Source organism: Rahnella sp. PAMC25617, from assembly GCF_050606005.1.
Taxonomy (GTDB): Bacteria; Pseudomonadota; Gammaproteobacteria; order Enterobacterales; family Enterobacteriaceae; genus Rahnella; species Rahnella variigena.
In genome coordinates, this window is the sequence record NZ_JBOCUM010000008.1 from 186,966 (window position 1) to 206,682 (window position 19,717).

22 protein-coding genes are annotated in these 19,717 nt (G+C 51.9%); 8 read left to right on the top strand and 14 right to left on the bottom strand.

Annotated features, from left to right (window positions below; all coding sequences use genetic code 11):
* The first annotated feature begins 109 nt into the window (after positions 1 to 109).
* Positions 110 to 682 (top strand): manganese efflux pump MntP, encoded by a 573-nt coding sequence (gene mntP, locus ACM615_RS12270; RefSeq protein WP_112286573.1) that lies wholly within the window; start codon positions 110 to 112, stop codon positions 680 to 682.
* Between the two features lie 10 nt (positions 683 to 692).
* Here mntP and ACM615_RS12275 read toward each other — a convergent pair whose 3' ends face one another.
* The 3 genes from ACM615_RS12275 to ACM615_RS12285 form a co-directional block, all read right to left on the bottom strand.
* Positions 693 to 1,181: a hypothetical protein gene (locus ACM615_RS12275; RefSeq protein ID WP_113877355.1), complete on the bottom strand. Its 489-nt coding sequence runs from the start codon at positions 1,179 to 1,181 to the stop codon at positions 693 to 695.
* Positions 1,182 to 1,378: 197 nt separating this feature from the next.
* Positions 1,379 to 1,906, bottom strand: coding sequence for a hypothetical protein (locus tag ACM615_RS12280; RefSeq protein WP_232829776.1), 528 nt, complete (start codon positions 1,904 to 1,906; stop codon positions 1,379 to 1,381).
* A 269-nt stretch (positions 1,907 to 2,175) separates the two neighbouring features.
* A complete protein-coding gene (locus tag ACM615_RS12285; RefSeq protein ID WP_431011963.1) occupies positions 2,176 to 2,964 on the bottom strand; it encodes a sulfite exporter TauE/SafE family protein in 789 nt (262 codons plus the stop codon).
* Between the two features lie 114 nt (positions 2,965 to 3,078).
* Between ACM615_RS12285 and ACM615_RS12290 the strand changes: the two genes are divergently transcribed.
* Complete coding sequence (locus tag ACM615_RS12290; RefSeq protein WP_159281598.1) at positions 3,079 to 3,876, top strand: AraC family transcriptional regulator; 798 nt, start codon at positions 3,079 to 3,081, stop codon at positions 3,874 to 3,876.
* On the opposite strand, the gene ACM615_RS12295 is transcribed toward ACM615_RS12290, so the two are convergent.
* Positions 3,868 to 4,788, bottom strand: a complete 921-nt coding sequence (locus ACM615_RS12295) for a LysR family transcriptional regulator (protein WP_431011964.1) — start codon at positions 4,786 to 4,788, stop codon at positions 3,868 to 3,870. The genes ACM615_RS12290 and ACM615_RS12295 overlap by 9 nt on opposite strands.
* Before the next feature lie 95 nt (positions 4,789 to 4,883).
* Between ACM615_RS12295 and ACM615_RS12300 the strand changes: the two genes are divergently transcribed.
* The gene (locus ACM615_RS12300) at positions 4,884 to 5,741 is read left to right on the top strand and encodes an aldo/keto reductase family oxidoreductase (protein ID WP_431011965.1); all 858 of its coding nucleotides are present in this window, start codon (positions 4,884 to 4,886) and stop codon (positions 5,739 to 5,741) included.
* 55 nt (positions 5,742 to 5,796) lie between these two features.
* On the opposite strand, the gene ACM615_RS12305 is transcribed toward ACM615_RS12300, so the two are convergent.
* Positions 5,797 to 6,006: a DUF6434 domain-containing protein gene (locus tag ACM615_RS12305; protein ID WP_132964366.1), complete on the bottom strand. Its 210-nt coding sequence runs from the start codon at positions 6,004 to 6,006 to the stop codon at positions 5,797 to 5,799.
* Between the two features lie 99 nt (positions 6,007 to 6,105).
* Complete coding sequence (locus ACM615_RS12310; RefSeq protein ID WP_112286570.1) at positions 6,106 to 6,369, bottom strand: DUF2798 domain-containing protein; 264 nt, start codon at positions 6,367 to 6,369, stop codon at positions 6,106 to 6,108.
* 128 nt (positions 6,370 to 6,497) lie between these two features.
* Here ACM615_RS12310 and ACM615_RS12315 point away from each other — a divergent pair, with 128 nt between their 5' ends.
* Complete coding sequence (locus ACM615_RS12315) at positions 6,498 to 7,385, top strand: LysR family transcriptional regulator (RefSeq protein ID WP_431011966.1); 888 nt, start codon at positions 6,498 to 6,500, stop codon at positions 7,383 to 7,385.
* Here the strand turns inward: ACM615_RS12315 and ACM615_RS12320 are convergent.
* A complete protein-coding gene (locus ACM615_RS12320; protein ID WP_431011967.1) occupies positions 7,368 to 7,997 on the bottom strand; it encodes a dTMP kinase in 630 nt (209 codons plus the stop codon). The two genes, ACM615_RS12315 and ACM615_RS12320, sit on opposite strands and share 18 nt — an antisense overlap.
* Before the next feature lie 229 nt (positions 7,998 to 8,226).
* Between ACM615_RS12320 and ACM615_RS12325 the strand changes: the two genes are divergently transcribed.
* Positions 8,227 to 8,682: a GNAT family N-acetyltransferase gene (locus ACM615_RS12325; RefSeq protein WP_279918134.1), complete on the top strand. Its 456-nt coding sequence runs from the start codon at positions 8,227 to 8,229 to the stop codon at positions 8,680 to 8,682.
* 40 nt (positions 8,683 to 8,722) lie between these two features.
* Here ACM615_RS12325 and ACM615_RS12330 read toward each other — a convergent pair whose 3' ends face one another.
* Positions 8,723 to 9,616: a LysR family transcriptional regulator gene (locus ACM615_RS12330; RefSeq protein WP_112286566.1), complete on the bottom strand. Its 894-nt coding sequence runs from the start codon at positions 9,614 to 9,616 to the stop codon at positions 8,723 to 8,725.
* 155 nt (positions 9,617 to 9,771) lie between these two features.
* Here ACM615_RS12330 and ACM615_RS12335 point away from each other — a divergent pair, with 155 nt between their 5' ends.
* The gene (locus tag ACM615_RS12335; RefSeq protein WP_112286565.1) at positions 9,772 to 10,167 is read left to right on the top strand and encodes an acyl-CoA thioesterase; all 396 of its coding nucleotides are present in this window, start codon (positions 9,772 to 9,774) and stop codon (positions 10,165 to 10,167) included.
* A 48-nt stretch (positions 10,168 to 10,215) separates the two neighbouring features.
* On the opposite strand, the gene ACM615_RS12340 is transcribed toward ACM615_RS12335, so the two are convergent.
* The 3 genes from ACM615_RS12340 to ACM615_RS12350 all read right to left on the bottom strand — a co-directional run bounded on the left by ACM615_RS12340 (position 10,216) and on the right by ACM615_RS12350 (position 12,602).
* Positions 10,216 to 10,818 carry a TetR/AcrR family transcriptional regulator gene (locus ACM615_RS12340; protein WP_112286564.1) on the bottom strand — a complete coding sequence of 201 codons (603 nt, stop codon included), beginning with the start codon at positions 10,816 to 10,818 and terminating at the stop codon, positions 10,216 to 10,218.
* 157 nt (positions 10,819 to 10,975) lie between these two features.
* Positions 10,976 to 11,656 carry a type 1 glutamine amidotransferase domain-containing protein gene (locus tag ACM615_RS12345; protein WP_120162289.1) on the bottom strand — a complete coding sequence of 227 codons (681 nt, stop codon included), beginning with the start codon at positions 11,654 to 11,656 and terminating at the stop codon, positions 10,976 to 10,978.
* Between the two features lie 286 nt (positions 11,657 to 11,942).
* Positions 11,943 to 12,602, bottom strand: coding sequence for an SDR family oxidoreductase (locus tag ACM615_RS12350; RefSeq protein ID WP_431011968.1), 660 nt, complete (start codon positions 12,600 to 12,602; stop codon positions 11,943 to 11,945).
* A 580-nt stretch (positions 12,603 to 13,182) separates the two neighbouring features.
* On the opposite strand from ACM615_RS12350, the gene umuC reads away from it, so the two are divergent.
* A complete protein-coding gene (gene umuC / locus ACM615_RS12355; RefSeq protein ID WP_129638839.1) occupies positions 13,183 to 14,448 on the top strand; it encodes a translesion error-prone DNA polymerase V subunit UmuC in 1,266 nt (421 codons plus the stop codon).
* Between the two features lie 36 nt (positions 14,449 to 14,484).
* On the opposite strand, the gene ACM615_RS12360 is transcribed toward umuC, so the two are convergent.
* Both ACM615_RS12360 and ACM615_RS12365 read right to left on the bottom strand, forming a co-directional pair.
* Positions 14,485 to 15,513, bottom strand: a complete 1,029-nt coding sequence (locus ACM615_RS12360) for an alpha/beta hydrolase (RefSeq protein WP_129638840.1) — start codon at positions 15,511 to 15,513, stop codon at positions 14,485 to 14,487.
* A gap of 68 nt (positions 15,514 to 15,581) precedes the next feature.
* Complete coding sequence (locus ACM615_RS12365) at positions 15,582 to 16,694, bottom strand: MFS transporter (protein ID WP_431011987.1); 1,113 nt, start codon at positions 16,692 to 16,694, stop codon at positions 15,582 to 15,584.
* Between the two features lie 314 nt (positions 16,695 to 17,008).
* Between ACM615_RS12365 and ACM615_RS12370 the strand changes: the two genes are divergently transcribed.
* Positions 17,009 to 17,899, top strand: coding sequence for a LysR family transcriptional regulator (locus ACM615_RS12370; RefSeq protein WP_129638841.1), 891 nt, complete (start codon positions 17,009 to 17,011; stop codon positions 17,897 to 17,899).
* Between the two features lie 80 nt (positions 17,900 to 17,979).
* Here ACM615_RS12370 and ACM615_RS12375 read toward each other — a convergent pair whose 3' ends face one another.
* A complete protein-coding gene (locus ACM615_RS12375; protein WP_431011969.1) occupies positions 17,980 to 19,416 on the bottom strand; it encodes a glycoside hydrolase family 1 protein in 1,437 nt (478 codons plus the stop codon).
* Positions 19,417 to 19,717: the final 301 nt, after the last annotated feature.

Consider the following 19,717-nt stretch of genomic DNA (forward strand, 5'->3'; position numbering starts at 1 on the left):
CTATAACATATTGAAAATTATGGTTTTTTTATTTTAATTTCTGTGGCAGACTGCGCGCATCTTTTAATAAACAGCCTTTTTCTTCATGAAGGCCTGACTGGTCTGTTTTATGCAACTTTACACAATCCTCATTCTGGCGTTCGGCATGTCCATGGATGCGTTCGCAGCAGCAATCGGCAAAGGCGCAGCACTGCACCGTCCGCCCTTTAAAGAGGCATTACGTACCGGACTCATTTTTGGTGTGATCGAAGCGATTACGCCGGTCATCGGCTGGGGTATTGGTCTGGCGGCCAGCCAGTTTATTATGAGTTGGGATCACTGGGTGGCGTTTACCCTGCTGCTGATCCTCGGTATCCGAATGATTGTGGAAGCCTTTAAAAAAGATACCGCAGAAGAGACAGAAGCACCGCGTCGCCACGGCTTCTGGCTGCTGGTCACCACCGCCGTCGCGACCAGTCTGGATGCAATGGCCGTCGGCGTCGGGCTGGCGTTCCTTCAGGTGAATATTGTGGTGATGGCACTGACCATTGGCGCGGCTACCACCATTATGGCGACGTCCGGTATGTTGCTGGGCCGTTTTCTCGGTGCGGCGATCGGTAAATGGGCGGAAATCCTCGGTGGCGTGGTACTGATTGGCATCGGCACGTCGATTCTGGTCGAACATCTGGGATTGCTGGGCTGAGCGTGGGGCGTTATCTAAAGCTCCATTGCACGGTGATCACAAAAACTGAAGGGATAATAATCCCGCTTTCAACGCCGAAATAATCAGTGAAGTTGTATTGAATGGCGTGATAAATATACGGTGAAAAGCCAATGCCGGTGACTTTCTTGAAATCGGCATAAGATCCATCATCGCCACAGTGTTTGAAGGCATCAAAAAAGAACTCGCCAGTGTAACCGTACACGCCTTTGAACACCCAACCCGTGTTGCTCTCCGCCCAGTCGCGTCGCATCCCTATGGCGATACAACGGTCATCAAAGCTGTTTTTCATCGTCCCGACTAACACGCTATACTTTGAATCTTCAGAAAATTTTCTCTCAACTGAGTAGAAATCGTTATCAAATTTCTCAGTATATTGCCCGTGGTTACCGGTCAGGTGATAAACGAAGGATCCGGTGTTAATCGAATATAATTTTAATTGATCTGCCTGGCTCCCAGGCAGGGCTACTAATAACGGCAAGCATGAAAGCCCGAAAGTTTTTTTAAGCACGTCAGCCACCGCCTTAATGAAAAAACAGTATTGAAAATCGAACAGCATCAGCCTGAATTTGAGTATAGACGCAGTGAATAAAAAGAATATCAGGAGGAGAACCGAAAGGTATTTTCGGTATATAGGGAGGCGTTATCACATTGAAAAAAACTATTTATGTCAGAACCTTACCGGAAACTCCACTGGATGCTGGTTGCAAAAATATCAGGCGCAATAATCCCCGCTTCAACGCCGAAGAAAGTGGTCGGGTTGTACTGGAGCGCGTGGTAGATGTAAGGCGAAAAACCAATGCCGGTGACTTTTTTAAAATCATGATATGACCCGTGATTGCCGCAGTCACTGAACGCTTTTGCAAAGAACTCACCGGTGTAGGCATAGACCCCTTTTATCATCCACCTGGAATTGATTTCGTGTAAATCCCTTCTCATACCCACCGACAAACAACGATCGTTAAAACTGTTTTTCATCGTGCCCACGAGCATACTGTTCTTCGACTCCTGAGAGAATTTACGCTCAACGGAAAAGAACTTATTCTTGAAAATTTCGTTGTAGTCCCCGACATTACCCGTCATATGATAAACAAATGAACCGGTATTGATTGAGTATAAACTCAGTTCGCTGGCATCATTTTTAGCCGCACCTGGCCCAGTAAAGGCCAGAAGCCATAAAAGATTTACCCGGTTAACTCTACGCATAAGATGATTATTCCAGCCTCAGATAATGTATTGAACCACCGGAAAATTCGTACCTGTTACCGATGAACTGAATTTATTTAATATCTCTTCAGTCTGTATAAAGGATATTTTTAATACTATTATTCTGAGGTGGGAAAACTAAATAAGAGTTAAACAAGGCCGGTCTATACCTTTATTAAGGTAAATGTTATTTATAAGCTTTGGATAAATATATCCTTCATGGGTAATAGTCGTGGATTATATTATGGTTGTGTTAATTATTCGTGTTTTCAAATAGCCATCGCCATCAGCACCGCCAGCAGCAAGATGACATAAATCCGGGCATGCAGAACGTCGGGCACGGCTGGAATACACCGGCGGGTAAACAACATGCCGCAAAAACCTGATGCTGTGAGCAGTACCAAAATCTTCAGGCTGATGTAACCTGAATACCCCGGTGCCGGAACCGCATGCAGCCCCGCCAGGCTGAAGGTCACCGCGCCACACACCGCCACGGGAATGGAAAGCGGATTTGCCGCACTGACACAATCACGCATCTCATGACCATGACGGCGCAGCAGCGGCACCGTCATCACACTGCCACCCACGCCCAGCAGCGCCGCCACGACGCCAATGAAAATGCCCCCCAGCCGTACAGTGGTACCGGATAATTTTCGCGGCTGTGGCCGGATGATAAAGCCTTTACGCATCAGGCAATCCGCCAGCGTGATGATCAGATAAAGGATAAACAGGGCGCGAACCAGCTCATCTTTCAGTAATCCGGCAAGCAGTGAACCACCCACCGCGCCGGTGGCGATAAACCAGACCAGCGGAAACAACACGGCGGTATTTAATCTTCCCACCCGGCCGCTCTGTACGCTGGCCCATCCGGCGTTAAACACCATGACGGCGGTCGAGGTCGCCACGGCAATATGCATGGCATGTGGTGACAGACCCGGCTGCACCGCCACGATGTGATACACAAAAGGCACCACAATAAACCCGCCGCCAAAACCAAACAGCACCGTGGTGATGCCTGTCGTAAAACCTGCCAGAAGAATAATGATGATGTCGTTCACGTAACCACTCCGCAAAATGTCAGGCGGCAAGAGTAGCGGCTTCACCGTGCCCTTCCCATTTTTGCAGCGCTCATTTACCCTTGCGAATCGGTCAACAAGCAGCCTGAAAATTTTATGCGCAACGTTCATATAAAAGATTATGAAGATCTCGACCGGGAAGTCGTGGCGGTGGGGAACGATTATCCGGGAGGATTTGTGCTGCCTGAGCATCGTCACCGTCGCGCCCAGTTGCTGTACGGCGCCACCGGGCTGATGCACGTCACGACCCGTTCGGGAAACTGGATAGTACCGCCACAGCACGCGGTGTGGATCCCCGCCCTGGAGCCGCACAGTGTGAAATTTATCGGCGTTTCGACGCGCAGTTTGTATATCGAACCGGAAAGCGTGCAGCAGTGGCCCGCCCGTGACCGCTGTAAAATCCTTACCGTTTCTCCCCTGCTGAGACAATTGTTGCTCGAGGCCGTTGAGCTCGAACCTTTGTACGAGTCATCACGAGATCGTCTGCTGGTGGCGCTGCTTTTGCAGGAAATTGCCGCGATGCAGACACGGGAATTTGAAATTCCGCTGCCACAAAATCCGCCGCTGCTGGCGCTGTGTCAGGCCTTTTTAGCCGCACCATCGATCCATGATCCTGCTGACCGCTGGGCGAACGCGTTGTTTATGAGCGCCAGCACCTTCCGCCGTCATTTTCTTCAACAAACGGGGATGTCATTTTCTGTCTGGCGGCAGCGCGCCTGTGTACTGGTAGCGTTGTCGGGATTAGTGGCCGGAAGGCCGGTCAGTGACATCGCGCTGTCGATGGGATACGACAATGGCTCGTCTTTTTCCACCATGTTTCGCCGCGTGACCGGTCAGCCGCCCTCGTCTTATCATCCGGCAGTGACACCGCAGAAAGCACAACGCTCAGAGTGACGTTTCGCGGCGCAGATTATCCTCACGTACAAAATCAATAAACGCCTGTAAAGGCGCGGGGATCAGACGGCGATCGTTGTAATAAAGCCACGGACCGGAAAAAGACAGCCACCATGGCTGCAACAGGGGCTCGAGTTTTCCGCTGGTGATGGCGGGCCGTAACCATTCTTCAAACAGATAAATGATCCCCGTCCCGGCTATCGCTGCTTCCACCGCCAGATCGACCGCGCCTCCGACGCTGACCACCAGCGGACCGCTCACCTGCACGCTGAGGGTTTCGCCTTCCCGCTCGAATTCCCAGTCAGGCATGATGCCGCTGGCATAACGCCCGCGCAGACAGCGATGCGGGATCAGATCCCGCGGATGCGACGGCCTGCCGTGGACATCAAGATATGCCGGTGACGCGGCGGCGGCGTAGCGCTGAATACGCGGACCAATGGAGATCGCCACCATATCCTGCTCCAGACGTTCGTCATAACGGATACCGGCATCGCAGCCATCTCGAAACACATCCTGCACATTACTTTCGGCGATGATTTCCAGCTGGATATCGGGATAACGCCGCAAAAATTCCGGCACTAAGGCGGGCAAAACCAGCCGCGTGGCGCTGACCGGCACATTCAGGCGCAGTACGCCACCCGGCGTGTGGCGATAACGGTTGAGCGCGTCCAGCGCGGCATTCACTTCATTCATGGCGGGCAGCAGTCGTTCAATCAGCGCCCTGCCGGCTTCGGTCAGAACCACCGTGCGCGTGGTGCGGTGAAATAACCGGATGCCCAGTTGTTGTTCGGCGCGGCGTACCGCATCGCTGAGCCGTGATGCATTACTGCCGGTAACCCGCGCCGCCTCGCGAAATCCCCCGGCTTTTGCCACCTCAACCACTGCGTGCAGCAGGGCGATATCCATCGACATTGTGCGTAGCCTCGTACAGTTTGTCCTGATTTCACCGGATAGTTGCACAGCCAGCGCAGCGCTACAATCATTGAACACACATAAAGGAGAGTCCCATGTCACAACCCTCAATGACTTATCGTCTCGGCGACCGCGAAGTGGCACGTTTAGGTTACGGTGCCATGCAACTGGCAGGTCCGGGTGTTTTTGGTCCGGTAAAAGATGAGGCCCGCGCCATTCAGGTATTGCGCGATGCGGTGGCGAGCGGTGTGAATCATATCGATACCAGTGATTTCTACGGTCCGCATGAAACCAATAAGCTGATCAAAAACGCCCTGCATCCTTACGCTGACAATCTGTGTATCGTCACCAAAGTCGGTGCGCGCCGGGATGAGAAAGGCGGCTGGTTAACGGCATTTACGCCACAGGAACTGGTCAGTGCGGTGGAAGATAACCTGCGCAATCTGGGGCTTGAGGCAATGGAAGTGGTGAATCTGCGCAGTATGCTGGATACCCATCAGCCGAAAGAAGGATCGCTCGAACCGCAGCTGGAGGCGATGATTAAGCTGAAAGAACGCGGACTGGTTCGTCATATTGGCCTGAGCAATGTCACGGCAAAACAGGTCGAGGACGCGCAGAAACTGACGCCGATTGTCTGCGTGCAGAATATGTATAACCTGGCCAACCGCCATGACGATGCGCTGGTGGATCGGCTGGCGGATCAGGGCATCGCCTACGTGCCTTTCTTCCCGCTCGGCGGATTTTCCCCGCTGCAGTCAACGCAACTCGATGAAGTCGCCGCTGACTTACAGGCCACACCGATGCAGGTCGCGCTGGCCTGGTTGCTCAGACGTTCACCGAATATTTTGCTGATCCCCGGCACGTCATCACCGGAACATTTGCAGGAAAACCTGGCCAGCGCACGTCTGAGTTTATCTGATGAAGTGATGGAAAAACTGAACGGAATGAACTGAGGATATTTCGAACTGAGTCCTCAGCATCGAGGACTCAGAATTTAAAATATCAGCGTTACGGTGACTGCCTGCGCTTCCACTCATCGGCCACATCGCCCAGCGTTTTTGGCACTTCATTGCGTATCCAGGCCATAAAATCACGATCGAAGCGAAAATCCTCCCCGCACTGCTCAGTCAGGAAACGACGAACATTCTGGGTGTTTCTGTAATGCTTATCCACAAGCGTGGTACGTGTCAGCAAGGCGCTGTGCCAGTCGACTTTCATCTTTCCAGTTCCTGTAAATGCAAAAAGGGCAAAGCTCATACAGCGTAGATGAGACGCCCGCCCTTTTCTACATATCTCCAGGGCAACCTGTTGAATGACTCAGTGACCGTGAACCGTTAATCCCACCAGCCGGATAACCACCGGACGGACAACGAGTATGCAGACAAAGGCCGCGGGCATAGCAACCTGATAAGCATTCATCACATTTTCCATGTAATGAGGCCCCATGCCAAATTCAGCCAGAGTGATCACCAGACTCATCAGAAACGCCATAATAGTCGCCATATACAGAGCAAATATGTAGGGTGAAGTGCGTTTTGGAAAGCGAATACGTGGGATATTTTTAGTCACTGCGTCAGTCATCGGGTTATCCTGTTTAACGGAGGTTTGCGAAACAGCGGATAAACTAACAAGCTAGCCCTGACGGTGGTAGAGCGGTTGTGCTTTAATCATTATTAATAAAAAGTGACGAATCGGGCACGGGAGAGACTATGGATGTGTTAGGGCTGATCAGCAATTTTATCCGCGTAGTGGAACACGGCAGTATCGCCGCGGCAGCACGCGGTAAAGGGATGAGTCCGGCGGCGGTGAGCCAGAGCCTGTCGCGACTTGAGACACATCTGGGCGTACGCCTGATATCGCGCACCACCCGGAGCATGACATTAACCGAAAGTGGTAAACGCTATTTCGAGAGAGTCCGCCATATTCCCCATGATATCGATCTCGCTTCGCAGGCTGCTGCGCTTGAAACCAAACCGCAGGGTCCGCTGTGCATCGCCACGACTGCCGCCTTTGGCCGGTATGTCATCGCACCACTGATGCCAGCGTTCAAAGCGTCATTTCCCGATATTGATGTCGAACTGATCAGCACCGATCGCAACGTTGACCACCGGCTGGAAGGCATAGACGTCAGTATCCGCATCGAAGCACAACTAAACGATCAACTGATTGCCAGAAAAATCGCCTCTTTGCCGTTTATATTCTGCGCCGCCCCCGCTTATCTGGCGCGCGCAGGTATCCCGCAGACTCCCGAAGAACTGAGCCGGCACGCCTGCCTGGTTTTTCGTTATCCCACCGACGGACGTTTTCTGCCCTGGACATTTAAGATTAACGGGCAACCTGTTAATGCGAAACTCAATCCGCAATTCATCAGCGATGACATTGATATTATTGCCAAAATAGCAGAGAACGGCGGCGGTATCGCGCGGCTGGCAAGCTTTATCGCCCAGCCGTTGATTGATAGCGGACGGCTCATGCCTTTGTTCTGCGACAGCGATGCAGAGTCCCTGCCGATGAATATCTATGCCTGCGTCAACGAACGCTCGGCACTGAATTCAAAAGTCAGAGCCTTTATTGAGTTTTTAGAAACGGGGATGTAAGAGGCCGGACACCCTGTAGATCTCAGAAATGACCTGCATCGTTGCGTCTTCTATCGTTCCTTCATTGCGGCATAAAACCCAGTCATGATGTGCAACTTCTCGCTCGAACGCCGTGGTACAAGCGACATGCTCTTCCAGCTTAGAAATCACCGTACTTCCCAGCCCGCGTGACCGCGACGCGGCCCTTGCCCAGGAAATTTCAGGCGCAGTCACCACCCCGACATGCAGGTCTGGCGTTCTCACCTTTCGTTGAATGTTAAGCTGTAAAATCTCTGCAAAAGGGATCATCCGGCGAAACGCGGCATCCGACGGATACCAGCGATCCATCAGGATAATGCAGTCCGCTGGCTGCTTAGTCAGCACATGTTCGGAAATCCAGGCACGGCTATCAGCAAGGCGCTTACAAACCTCTAATTCCAAATCCAGAGTGGGATTTCGGGCGAACTTGTTAACAAGAGCCATTGTTTCGCCCCTGTATGGATCGCTTTTTTTCTCGCAAAGGCGGACCACCTTCTTGTTGTCTGCCCTTAATACTTTCGTAATGGCCTCCAGCAATGTGGTTTTACCAGCACCCTTGGGCCCATCCAGAGAAACAAACAATTGATGACTCATTCTTCAGATGACGATTGATACACGTTTTTTATAAAGCTTGTCGCTGGCAAAAGCATCTTACTTTCCCTATGTTCCGTCCTGTGTGAGGCAGTTTAAGTGATCGGCCAGAAAAACGGAAAACATCACAGGTGGAGCTGTAGAAATCCGGCATTTAACATCATCAAATAAAACATGAGGAATTTACCGTAAACATCTTCTATTCTGACTAAGAACTTTATGAGGGTATCGAATGATAACAGTAGAGAAATCAGACCCATTTTCGCCAGATTCTTGTTCTTTAATAGAAAAATTGTCAGCGGAGCTTGCAGCGATAACGGGTGATAGTGGAAAAAGTAATTTCACAATAGATTCAATGGATGGTGACAGATCGCTTTGGGTGCTGGCACGAAATGAAAAAGGCGATGCAACAGGATGCGGGGCTATCCGACCGTTAACAGAAAATATCGCCGAACTTAAAAGAATGTTCTCAGACCGAAGCGCCCCTGGGGTCGGGAAAGCTTTACTCAGTTTTCTTGAAACATCCGCGAAAAACATGGGATATACAGAAATATGGCTTGAAACCCGACACGTTAACCATAAGGCGGTAAATTTTTATAAGAATAATGGATACGTACTCATAGAGAATTACGGACCCTATATCGGCCGGGATGAGGCTGTATGTTTCTCGAAAGTATTGCGGGACTGAACCATAGCCTGTGAAGGATAAAATTCGTGCCGCTGACGTATTATCCGTTGTCGCGCAGCATATCAATCATCAGCGCAAAAGCTGGCGGATGTTGTTTTCTGCTCGGGTAGTAAAGGTAATAGCCCGGAAACGACGGACACCACGCATCCAGCACCTGAATCAGTTCACCAGATTTCACCCGGTCCTCAACCATGTCCTCCGGCACACAGGCCAGTCCAAATCCTGACAGCACCGCATCGATTCGTTCTGACAGCAAATTAAACGTCAGTTGCCCTTCCACGCGCACCCGCAGCGGCTTTCCTTCTTTCTCAAACTCCCAGTGGTACAACCCACCGGCGGTTGGCAGACGCATATTGATGCACTTGTGGTATTGCAGCTCATGCGGAGTTTGCGGAATACCCTTTTCGGCAAAATAGTCCGGTGAACCAACAACCACCATTCGGAAATCCGGACCGATGCGGACGGCAATCATATCCTTATCTACGCTCTCGCCCAGACGCACCCCGGCATCGTAGCGACCATCGACGATATCGACGAAGCCGTTATCCACATGCAGTTCGACATTGATTTCAGGATATTCTTGTAAAAACGGCTTCAGCTTTGGCCACAATAATTTTCTTGCGGAGTGTTCCCCCGCCGATATGCGGATATTCCCGGAGGTCGGGCCGTTAAGCTGAACAAGTGTTTCCAGCTCCTGCTCGAGATCGGCAAGTCGTGGTTCCAGGCAGGCAATAATCTTCTCGCCGATTTCAGTGGGCGCGACACTTCGGGTGGTGCGGGTCAAAAGGCGGATGTTTAAACGTTCTTCCAGCGCCTTAACGGCATGACTGAGCGCCGACTGCGAAACCCCCAGCTTTCCTGCTGCTTTGGTAAAACTTCGTTCTCTCGCAACGACCAAAAAAATCTGCAGTTCGTTGAAGTTTTCTTTCAGCATGGGTTCTTTCCTATAGTCACCGGCTCCCGCAAAGGGATTTTTTATCCTGATACAAGAGATCTTATATTCTGAAACACGTTGGTTTTTACCAAAAGAACTTACTGTTGTATATATGATGCCCTGTTTAAAAAAATGGACTGGCTACGGAGCAGCAAATGTTTAGTAAGCATTATGAAGTAGATGAAAAACATATCGATTTTCAGGGTGTCGTGGATGGTTTGTATTATCCCTTCTATATGGAATGGACGCGCCATGCCTACATGCGTGAAGCGCTGGGTATTGATATCGAGGCAGAGTTTGCTCAGGGCAACATGTACATGGTGCTGGAGTATTCACTGCGCTTTCGTAAAAGCCTGCAAAAAGGCGATCAGGTTGAAGTAACCTGTGAACTGGCGAGAAATGAGAAACGTAACCGCGTCAACTTCGTTCAGCAGATCAAAGTGGATGGCGTGGTGTTTGCCGAAGCCACTTTTGTGGCAACCTGTCTGACTAACGGACGCCCTTCGATGCCTGATGCAGTGAAAAACGCGTTAGCACAACTGCCGGAATAATCATTTTCGCAAGCGAATGCCAGTCATTTAATATGGCTGGCATTATTTTCAGATGATGTGAATAATCTTTTGCGTCGTCGCCATCGCGGAATCAAACGGGCTCATGTTGCGGACAATCTTGACCATCACGCTGGCACCCAGCCAGAGCTGATACAAACTTTCCGCCACGGTGCGTGGTGTGTCATCAATCGTCAGAGATCCCTCAGCCACACCCGTTTCTAATGCTTCCGCCAGACGCGAGATAATTCCCGCCGTGCCGGAAAGCAGCGTTAAACGCATGGTATCCGACAGATCAGCGACTTCCGCGCCCAGTTTCACGGCAAGGCATTTGCCCTGACAGTCGGAGAATGACTGAGATTCCCGCCATAGCTGCCAGTAATTCATCAGTCGCTGCGCCATATTAAGGCCGGGCTGGCTCAGCGTCCTGTCGAGGTCGGCCAGATAGTCTTCAAAATAGCGCTCAAGCATTCCCACACCAAAAGCCTCTTTTGAGCCAAAATAGTGATAGAAAGACCCTTTGGGCACGCCCGCGTCTTTGAGGATTTCATTCAGTCCGACAGCAGAAAAACCCTTGCCGGCCATAATACGCTGGCCTGTCGCAAGGATATGCTCGCGGACGTCATTGTTATGGTGTTGAGTTGCAGTAGTCATAGGGCAAATTTACCAGAAACTAGACCAGTCGTCTATGAGCGAATGAAAGGACAATATCTTCACGCACGACAATACACTCTGTCACCCCGCAATAACAACAGATCGACACCTGCTAAGCGGGGCGACATTCATGCCTGCCACCCCGCGTGAGGAACGACTATGCGCCCAGTTGCTTAATCAGCAGTTCAGCCGCTTCAGCAGAAGAGCCCGGGTTTTGACCGGTGATCAGCAGACCGTCGATCACCACATAAGAACCCCAGTCCGGTCCTTTGGAATAGATACCGCCTTTGGCTATCAGTTCGTCTTCCACCAGGAAAGGCACCACGTCTGTCAGCCCTACCGCTTCTTCTTCGGTGTTGGTAAAACCGGTCACTTTTTTGCCTTCAACCAGTGGTTTTCCTTCAGAAGTTTTAACATGACGCAGTACGCCCGGTGCATGACAGACCAGCGCCACGTGCTTACCGGCCGCCAGAAACGCTTCGATCAGGGCGACAGAATTTTTATCTTCTGCCAGATCCCACAACGGACCGTGACCGCCAGGATAGAAAACGGCGTCGAAATCAGCTTGCGACACGCTGTCGAGACGAACCGTTGAAGCCAGCTGAGCGGTTGCCTGCTCGTCGGCCTCGAAGCGGTGAGTCTGTTCAGTCTGGAAATCCGGCTCATTGCTTTTTGGATCTAACGGCGGGTTGCCACCTTCTGGAGAAGCCAGCGTAATTTCCGCTCCGGCATCTTTAAATGCATAGTAAGGCGCGGCCAGCTCTTCCAGCCAGAAACCTGTTTTACGGCCTGTGTTACCCAGTTTATCGTGTGAGGTGAGAACCATAAGAATCTTCATAATAAATCTCCGGCGTAGTGAATTGTGATTTAAGTAGACCAGTCGTCTAGATGTCAGATAAAAAAATCCTGTGAACCCATTACGAAAAGCCTTTGGATCCGGTCTGAACAAAGCAGTGTGATATCGCCCGTTCGCCTTAACCTTGTCGCTACACTAACAACAATTAGACCGGTCGTCTACAGGTAATTTAAAAAACTTTTCATTCAGGCTGCCGGCTCCCCTTTCCGATCCGGCACGCTCCTGACGGGCAAACGTTCTTCTGCCCGCCTGGGAGTGGCAAAATTTTTTAGCGTTTCGCTATATTTTCTACAGCCTGACGAACCGGCACATCTCCCGCTGTCAGTTCAATGATGACGCGGCTGACATCAGGCTGCTCAATGATTTCAGCAAGCGTGGCTGCCACGTCATCACGGGGGATATCGCCGTAAGGAATGGCGGGTCCGGCCTGAATCAGTCCGGTACCGCTGTCATCCACTAATGTTCCCGGTCTTAAGATCACCCAGTCCAGTTCGCTTTGCGCCAGCGCCACATCGGCTTCTTTTTTGACGCGCATGTAGTTTTCAAACGTATCAGAAATGGTTTTACCGCGCCCTGCTTCCGGGAATGCAGACACCAGCAAAAAGCGCGAAACGCCAGCCTGAGCCGCCGCTGCGACCGCGGTTTTCAGCCCTTCGCCATCGACCGCATTGGTCATTTCCGGTCCGCCTTTGCCACCAGCCCCGGCGGTGAAAACCACCACGTCGCTGCCTTTCATGTACGCTGCCAAAGTAGTGGCATCCAGCTCTGTCAGGTTCCCGCTGACCGGTTCGGCCCCTGCCTGACGTAACGTCTGTTCCTGTTCAGGTTTACGGTAAAGTGCACGAACAGCATGTCCTTTATCTGCAAGCGTCTTTGACAGGCGGCGCCCTATATTGCCCGCCGCGCCGATAATGAAAATCGTGGTCATTAATGCCTCCTTCTCAAAATGTGTGTCGCCATTATTCTTTGCAGCGACACCCGGTAAAAATGGAACGCACAAAATGCAACCACAAAACTAGCCGACCGGTCAACCATTAAGAAATCAGTATGACAGACAACCCAAACGTCTGCGTTATGGTGCTGAGTTGACTATCGCCGCAAAAGAAACCTGTTACGGCGGTGACGCGAAAGGTTATTCCGACTGGTCTGAAGGAATTCACTGCTGATTTTCAGGCCAGACTTTGCACAGGGTTATCCCCAGATTTTGTGGATAACCCTGTGCGGTTGGGGTAAATACGGGAACACATCTTCACTTCTCACCTTCTTAAATGCCGCGTCGGCAAGGCGGTGGTGTATTTCACCTGACTGAGAGCAAAACTTGAGCGAATGCTGGCGACACCTTCAATCTGGGTAAGACACTCAGTGATCAGCAACTGATTTGTATTTCCCGGCTGATTGACGACTCCCCCCTTAAGCGTTTTCCATTTCCCGCACTTATGATTATACTGTATGCATAACCAGTATTTTATAGGTATGAAGAATGAAACCTTATAAGCGACAACCAAACCATGTTTGCCCTCGTTGATGTGAACTCCTTTTACGCGAGCTGCGAAACCGTGTTCCGGCCAGATCTCCGCGGGCGGCCGGTGATTGTGTTGTCCAACAATGACGGCTGCGTGATTGCCCGCAATGCGCTGGCCAAAAAGGCGCAGATCCCGATGGGCGCGCCTTTTTTTAAGGCACGCGACGCGATCCGCCAGCACAACGTGGCAGTGTTTTCATCCAACTACGCGCTGTATGCCGACATGTCGAACCGCGTGATGGAAACACTCGAACGGCTGGCGCCTGCGGTGGATATCTACTCCATCGATGAGGCCTTTCTGGATATCACTAATATCGAAAACTGCATCTCGCTGCATGATTTCGGGAAACAGGTGCAGAAGACCCTCTGGAAGGAGACGCATCTGGCCGTTGGCGTGGGGATTGCCCCCACCAAAACGCTGGCCAAACTAGCGAACTTTGCGGCGAAAACCTGGAAAGGCACCGGTGGCGTGCTGGATTTATCGCAGACCGTGCGTCAGCGGAAACTGATGGCTCTGGTGCCGGTGGAAGAAGTCTGGGGCGTGGGGCGGCGCATCAGTAAAAAGCTCAATATGCTGGGGATCACCACGGCGTTGCAACTTGCCGACTGCCCTTCGGCGCTGATCCGCAAACATTTCAGCGTGGTGCTGGAGCGTACCGTGCGCGAACTGCGCGGCGAATCCTGTCTGGCGCTTGAAGAATCGGTGCCGACCAAGCAGCAGATTATCTGTTCGCGTTCTTTCGGCGAACGCATTACGGATTATCAGGATATGCGCGAAGCCATCTGCAATTACGCTGTACGCGCGGCGGAAAAACTGCGCGGAGAACATCAGTATTGCCGCTACGTGTCAGCGTTTGTGAAAACCAGTCCGCACGACCCGAAAGTCCCCTATTACGGCAATCATGCCGGCATCAAACTGATGACGCCGACACACGACAGCCGCGATATTCTTGCCGCCGCCGTGCGTTGTCTCGATCAGATCTGGAAACCCGGATATCGCTATCAGAAAGGCGGTGTGATGCTGGGCGACTTTTTCAGTCAGGGCGTCGCCCAGCTCAATCTGTTTGATGAATATCAGCCAAAGAAAAACAGCGATCAGCTGATGGCTACGCTGGACAAGATCCACAAGGACGGGGTCGGCAAAGTCTGGTTTGCCGGTCAGGGGATCCAGCGCGGCTGGGCGATGAAACGCGAAATGCTGTCACCGGCGTACACGACGCGGTTCAATGAGCTGGTGCGGGCAAAAGTGTAGTCCGGGCAAAAGCCCGGACTGTTAATAATCCGCGGGTTATTTCAGGTTTTCTTTAAAGAACGCGGTCAGTTTCGCAAAAGGGATCAGATCGGTACGGTCGTAAAGATCAACGTGACCGGCACCCGGAACGATGTACAACTCTTTCGGCTGGCCTGCACGTTTATAGGCATCTTCACTGAATTCTTTTGAATGCGCCTGATCGCCGGTGATAAACAGCATCGGACGCGGTGAAATGGTCTCAATGTCGTTGAACGGATAGAAGTTCATGAATTTCACATTGCTGGTCAGCGTCGGGTGCGTGGTCAGCGCCGGTGATGAACCTTTTGGCGTAAACTCGCCGCGCGGAGTGCGATAAAAGTCGTAGAACTCTTTGGCAACTGGTGGAGAGTTCTCGTCAATTTTATGCGGCGTGCCGCTGGTGTATTTCGTTTCGCCACCGGTGAATTCGCTGTAACGTTGCTCTGCCGCCTCGGCAATGATCTGTTTACGCTGCGCAAGGGTTAACGAATTATTGAGCGCGTGTCGATTTGCCGACCCCATGTCATACATGCTGACCGTCGCAATCGCTTTCATACGCGGATCAATTTTTGCCGCACTGATAACGAAACTGCCGCTGCCGCAAATCCCCAGTACCCCGATGCGGTTTTTGTCGATATAGGGACGCGTGCCGAGGTAATCCACAGCGGCACTGAAATCCTCTGCATAGATATCCGGCGCGACAGCATTGCGCGGTTTACCTTCGCTTTCGCCCCAGAAAGAGATGTCTATCGCCAGCGTCACAAATCCCTGCTCGGCAAGCTTTTGCGCATACAGATTGGAACTCTGTTCTTTCACCGCCCCCATCGGATGACCAATGACAATGGCCGGATTTTTCGCGCTTTCATTCATGCCTTTTGGCATGAAAAGATTGCCGGTCACATTCATCTGATACTGGTTTTTAAACGTCACCTTTTGCTGAGTCACTTTATCGCTTTTATAAAAGTTATCTGCGCCGTTGGACATATCGGCGGCTGTTGCAGCAAATGAGCTGACAAACAGCCCTAACAACATCGTTAACACTCTCATGGAATTATCCTTAATCAGGTATTGCGGTGAATGGACTTCAGTTCGTCCGGTTAAAAATACTTGTGTGATTAATGGTCATTGCGGGAAGTGATAAACGTCAGGCCGGACGCCAGTACCAGCAACGCGGCGCTGACAATAAACGTGCTTTGCCAGCCGATATGGTCAAAGGCGACGCCGCCTAAGGTCGAGCCGAGCGCAATCGACAGTTGCACCACAGCGACCATCAGCCCGCCCCCGGCTTCGGCATTATTGGGGAAAGTGCTTGCCACCCAGGACCACCAGCCGACCGGTGCCGCCGTTGCCACCAGCCCCCATAACGCCAGCAGAATGATGACGATCCCGGACGAATGGCCAAGAACCATCAGCATGACGGCGATGACGGCCATCAGCAGCGGGATCACCATGAGCGTGAGATAGAAACGCTTATTCAGAAACGTGCCGATCAGTAATGTCCCGGCAAAACCCGCGACGCCAATCGCCAGCAAAATGAGGGACAGCATCTCTGCACTGACCCGCGTGACGGTTTCCAGAAACGGCCGGACATAGGTAAACAGGGCAAACTGCCCCATAAAGAAAATCCCGCACGCAGCCATACCCGCCAGCACTAAAGGATTTTTGAATAAACGAAAGACGTTCCCTGCAGAATTTTTCCTGCTTTCCGGCGCCATAGACGGCAGGCTGATCCACTGCCAGACAAAGGCGATAAGCGCCACAGGCACGAGACACAAAAAGGCACCGCGCCAGCCAATGACGCCCCCCAGATAACTGCCCAGCGGTGCGGCGACCACAGTTGCCAGCGCATTACCGCCGTTGAAAATAGCCAGTGCGCGGGGAACCTGATCCTGCGGAACCAGGCGCATAGCCACAGCGGCCGACATGGACCAGAATCCGCCAATGGCCACGCCGATCAGGGCTCGCCCGATCATGTAAGTCGTATAGCCGGGCGCTAAAGCAATCAGTCCGCCGGAAAATGCCATCAGAATTGTCAGCCCTAAAAGCAGCGCCTTGCGGTTGACGTTACCGGCCAGCCGAGAGATCGACAGACTGGTTATCACCGCCAGTCCACCGGAGATGGCAATCCCCTGTCCGGCCAGCCCTTCGCTGACGCCCAAATCGCGGGCAACCGGTGACAGCAAACTCACCGGCATAAACTCGGATGCCACCAGCGCAAATACGCACATCGTTATCGCCCAGACCCCGTTCCAGTGCGCGGCCGGAGTCTGGTTCACAAAATCTTTCTCTGCTGCTGTCGTCACTTGTGATCCTTTTTTCTTTCTGCAGGATGAATTTTTGGCAAGCCGGTGCCGTGTCTTATTCGTAAGAATAAAAACAGTAATTTCATGTGGTTAATCGAATCAGACGAAGGGGTTTTTATCCCGGTTCTTTCGTATTCCGGCTTGCTAAAAATTCTACACGACGGGTATAGTCTTACCAGCTAATAAATACTTAATGGGGCTATAAGCTCTGCTTATAAATCGAAAGTGAAGAAGGTGCAATGAAACGTAATTTCAATGATCTCATTGCGTTTGTGACTGTGGCCCGCGAAGGCAGTTTCACACGCGCCGCAGCGCAGCTGGGGGTGACACAACCCGCACTCAGCCAGACCATTACTGCGCTTGAAAATCGCATGGATATCCGGCTGCTGACGCGGACCACGCGCAATGTGTCGCCGACGGCAGCAGGCGAACGTTTATTACAGGCTATCGGCACCCGTTTTGATGAGATTGAAGCGGAACTGGATATGCTGACAGAGATGCGTGACAAGCCAGCGGGAACGGTGCGTATCACCTGCGGCCCGCACGTTCTCAAAACCATTCTGTTACCGAAATTATCCGCATTGCTGCGCGAATATCCCGAGATAAAACTGGAGTTCGATGCCAACCACGGTTTTCGAAACATTGTCGCCGACAGGTTTGACGCGGGTGTGCGGCTGGGTGACACCATCGATAAAGATATGATTGCCATGCCGCTAACCCCTCAGCTGCGCATGGCCGCGGTGGCCTCGCCTGAGTATTTGAGTTCACACCCCATGCCCCTGACACCGCAAGATTTGCTGCAACATAGCTGCATGAATATGCGGATGGCAACATCGGGCGGGCTGTATATCTGGGAGTTTGATAACGATGAGGGACCTGTCAACGTGCGTGTTGACGGGCAACTGACGTTTAACACGTCGGCCCACATGGTCGACGCAGCCTTAGCCGGGCTCGGTGTGGCGTTTTTACCCGAGGAGGAGTTTGCTCCCCATATTGAGGAAGGACGTCTGATACGCTTTCTGGAATCCTACTGTCTGCCGTTCCCGGGTTATTACCTCTATTATCCCAGCAGGAAACAACATTCGCCGGCATTTTCACTCGTAATGGAAGCGCTGAAAATCGAGCGTTAATTCATATTCGCCCGTCAATGAACAGACATTAAGAACAGTCCGGGCATCACCCGGACTGTTTCAGGCCTGACGGGAGATTATCAGCTGATATCTTCCCCGTTCGTTCCGATCACTTTCTGATACCAGTGGAACGATTTCTTGCGGTAACGGTTACCGGTGCCGGAGATCTTATCGTCGAGGTCGACATAAATCAGACCGTAACGCTTGCTCATCTCACCGGTGGACATACTCACCAGATCGATACAACCCCACGGGGTGTAGCCCATCAGTTCCACGCCGTCTTCAATGGCTTCCGCCATGGCTTCAATATGCTGACGCAAATAGTTGATACGGTAATCATCGGCAATGTAGTGGTTTTCATCCGGCTTATCGACAGCGCCCAGTCCGTTCTCAACAATAAACAACGGTTTTTCATAGCGATCGTAAAGCTGATTAAGGGCAATCCGCAGACCGACCGGGTCGATTTCCCAGCCCCAGTCGCTGGCTTCGAGGAACGGATTACGCGCACCGCCGAGCAGGTTACCCTGTGCTGTGACCGCGTCAGGATTGGTTTTGTTGATGGTCGAAGACATGTAGTAGCTGAAACCAATGTAATCCACCGTATGCTGTTTAATCAGCTCTACATCACCCGGCTGAATATCCAGTTCGACGCCCTGCGATTGCCACAGGCTTTTGGCGTAATACGGATATTTACCGCCCGCCTGCACGTCGGCGCAGTAGAAATTAAACGCCTGAGTCTCTTTCAGGGTTTCCAGCTGATTGACCGGATTGCAGTCATAAGCGTAATTGGTGGCAAACAGGATCATGCAACCGATCTGGATTTGCGCGTTGGTTTCGTGGGCAATTTTGACGGCCAGACTGCTGGCGACAAACTGGTTATGCCACGCCTGGAACTTCGCCTGCGCCTCAAGCGCACCGGTTTTCACCGTCAGCCCCTGACTCATGATCGGGAAATGTGCCGCGCTGTTGATCTCGTTGAAGGTCATCCAGTACTTCACTTTATGCCCGTAGCGGGTCAGCACCGTGCGGGCAAAACGCTCGAAGTGAGCAATCAGTTCGCGGTTTTTCCAGCCGCCAAACGCGGTCGCCAGATGCAGCGGCATCTCATAGTGTGAAATGGTGATCACCGGTTCGATGCCGTGCGCGATACAGGCGTCAATCACCTGATCGTAATGCTTCAGCCCGGCTTCCTCAGGCTCCTGCTCAACGCCGTTCGGGTAGATGCGTGTCCAGGCAATAGAAAAACGGTAACATTTGAATCCCATTTCCGCGAACAGCGCGATATCTTCCTGAAAACGATGATAGTGATCGATGCCTTTATGATTCGGATACGTATGGTTTGCGGGATCAAGGGTAAAATCAAATTCCGGTGAAGAGACGATCTTCAGACGGTCTTTGCCGCCCGGAATGGCATCGACGATGGACAGCCCTTTGCCATCCTGATCGTATGCCCCTTCCACCTGATTGGCCGCCGTTGCCCCGCCCCACATAAAACCTTGCGGAAACTTACCTTTCATAAAAACTCCCTGAATGTGTTGATTGATCCCTCGGATCATTTAGCAAATGAATAATTTACCTGTCAAAACACCACGGTGCCACAAAAGTTACACTGCCGTCCTGACCTTCTGACAGGATTCCTACGTGACCTGACTCACAGATTTCACGTCCTTAATCGCCCCCTTAACCGCTCATCCCGCCTGACAACCGCTTATCTCTCTCTGTGACCGCTGACCAACTTTCCCGCCTGTGCAACGGCGATTTTGGCACCCTATACGGGCAATAAAAGTGCGCAAGAAAAATACGCAATAAACAGGCCCA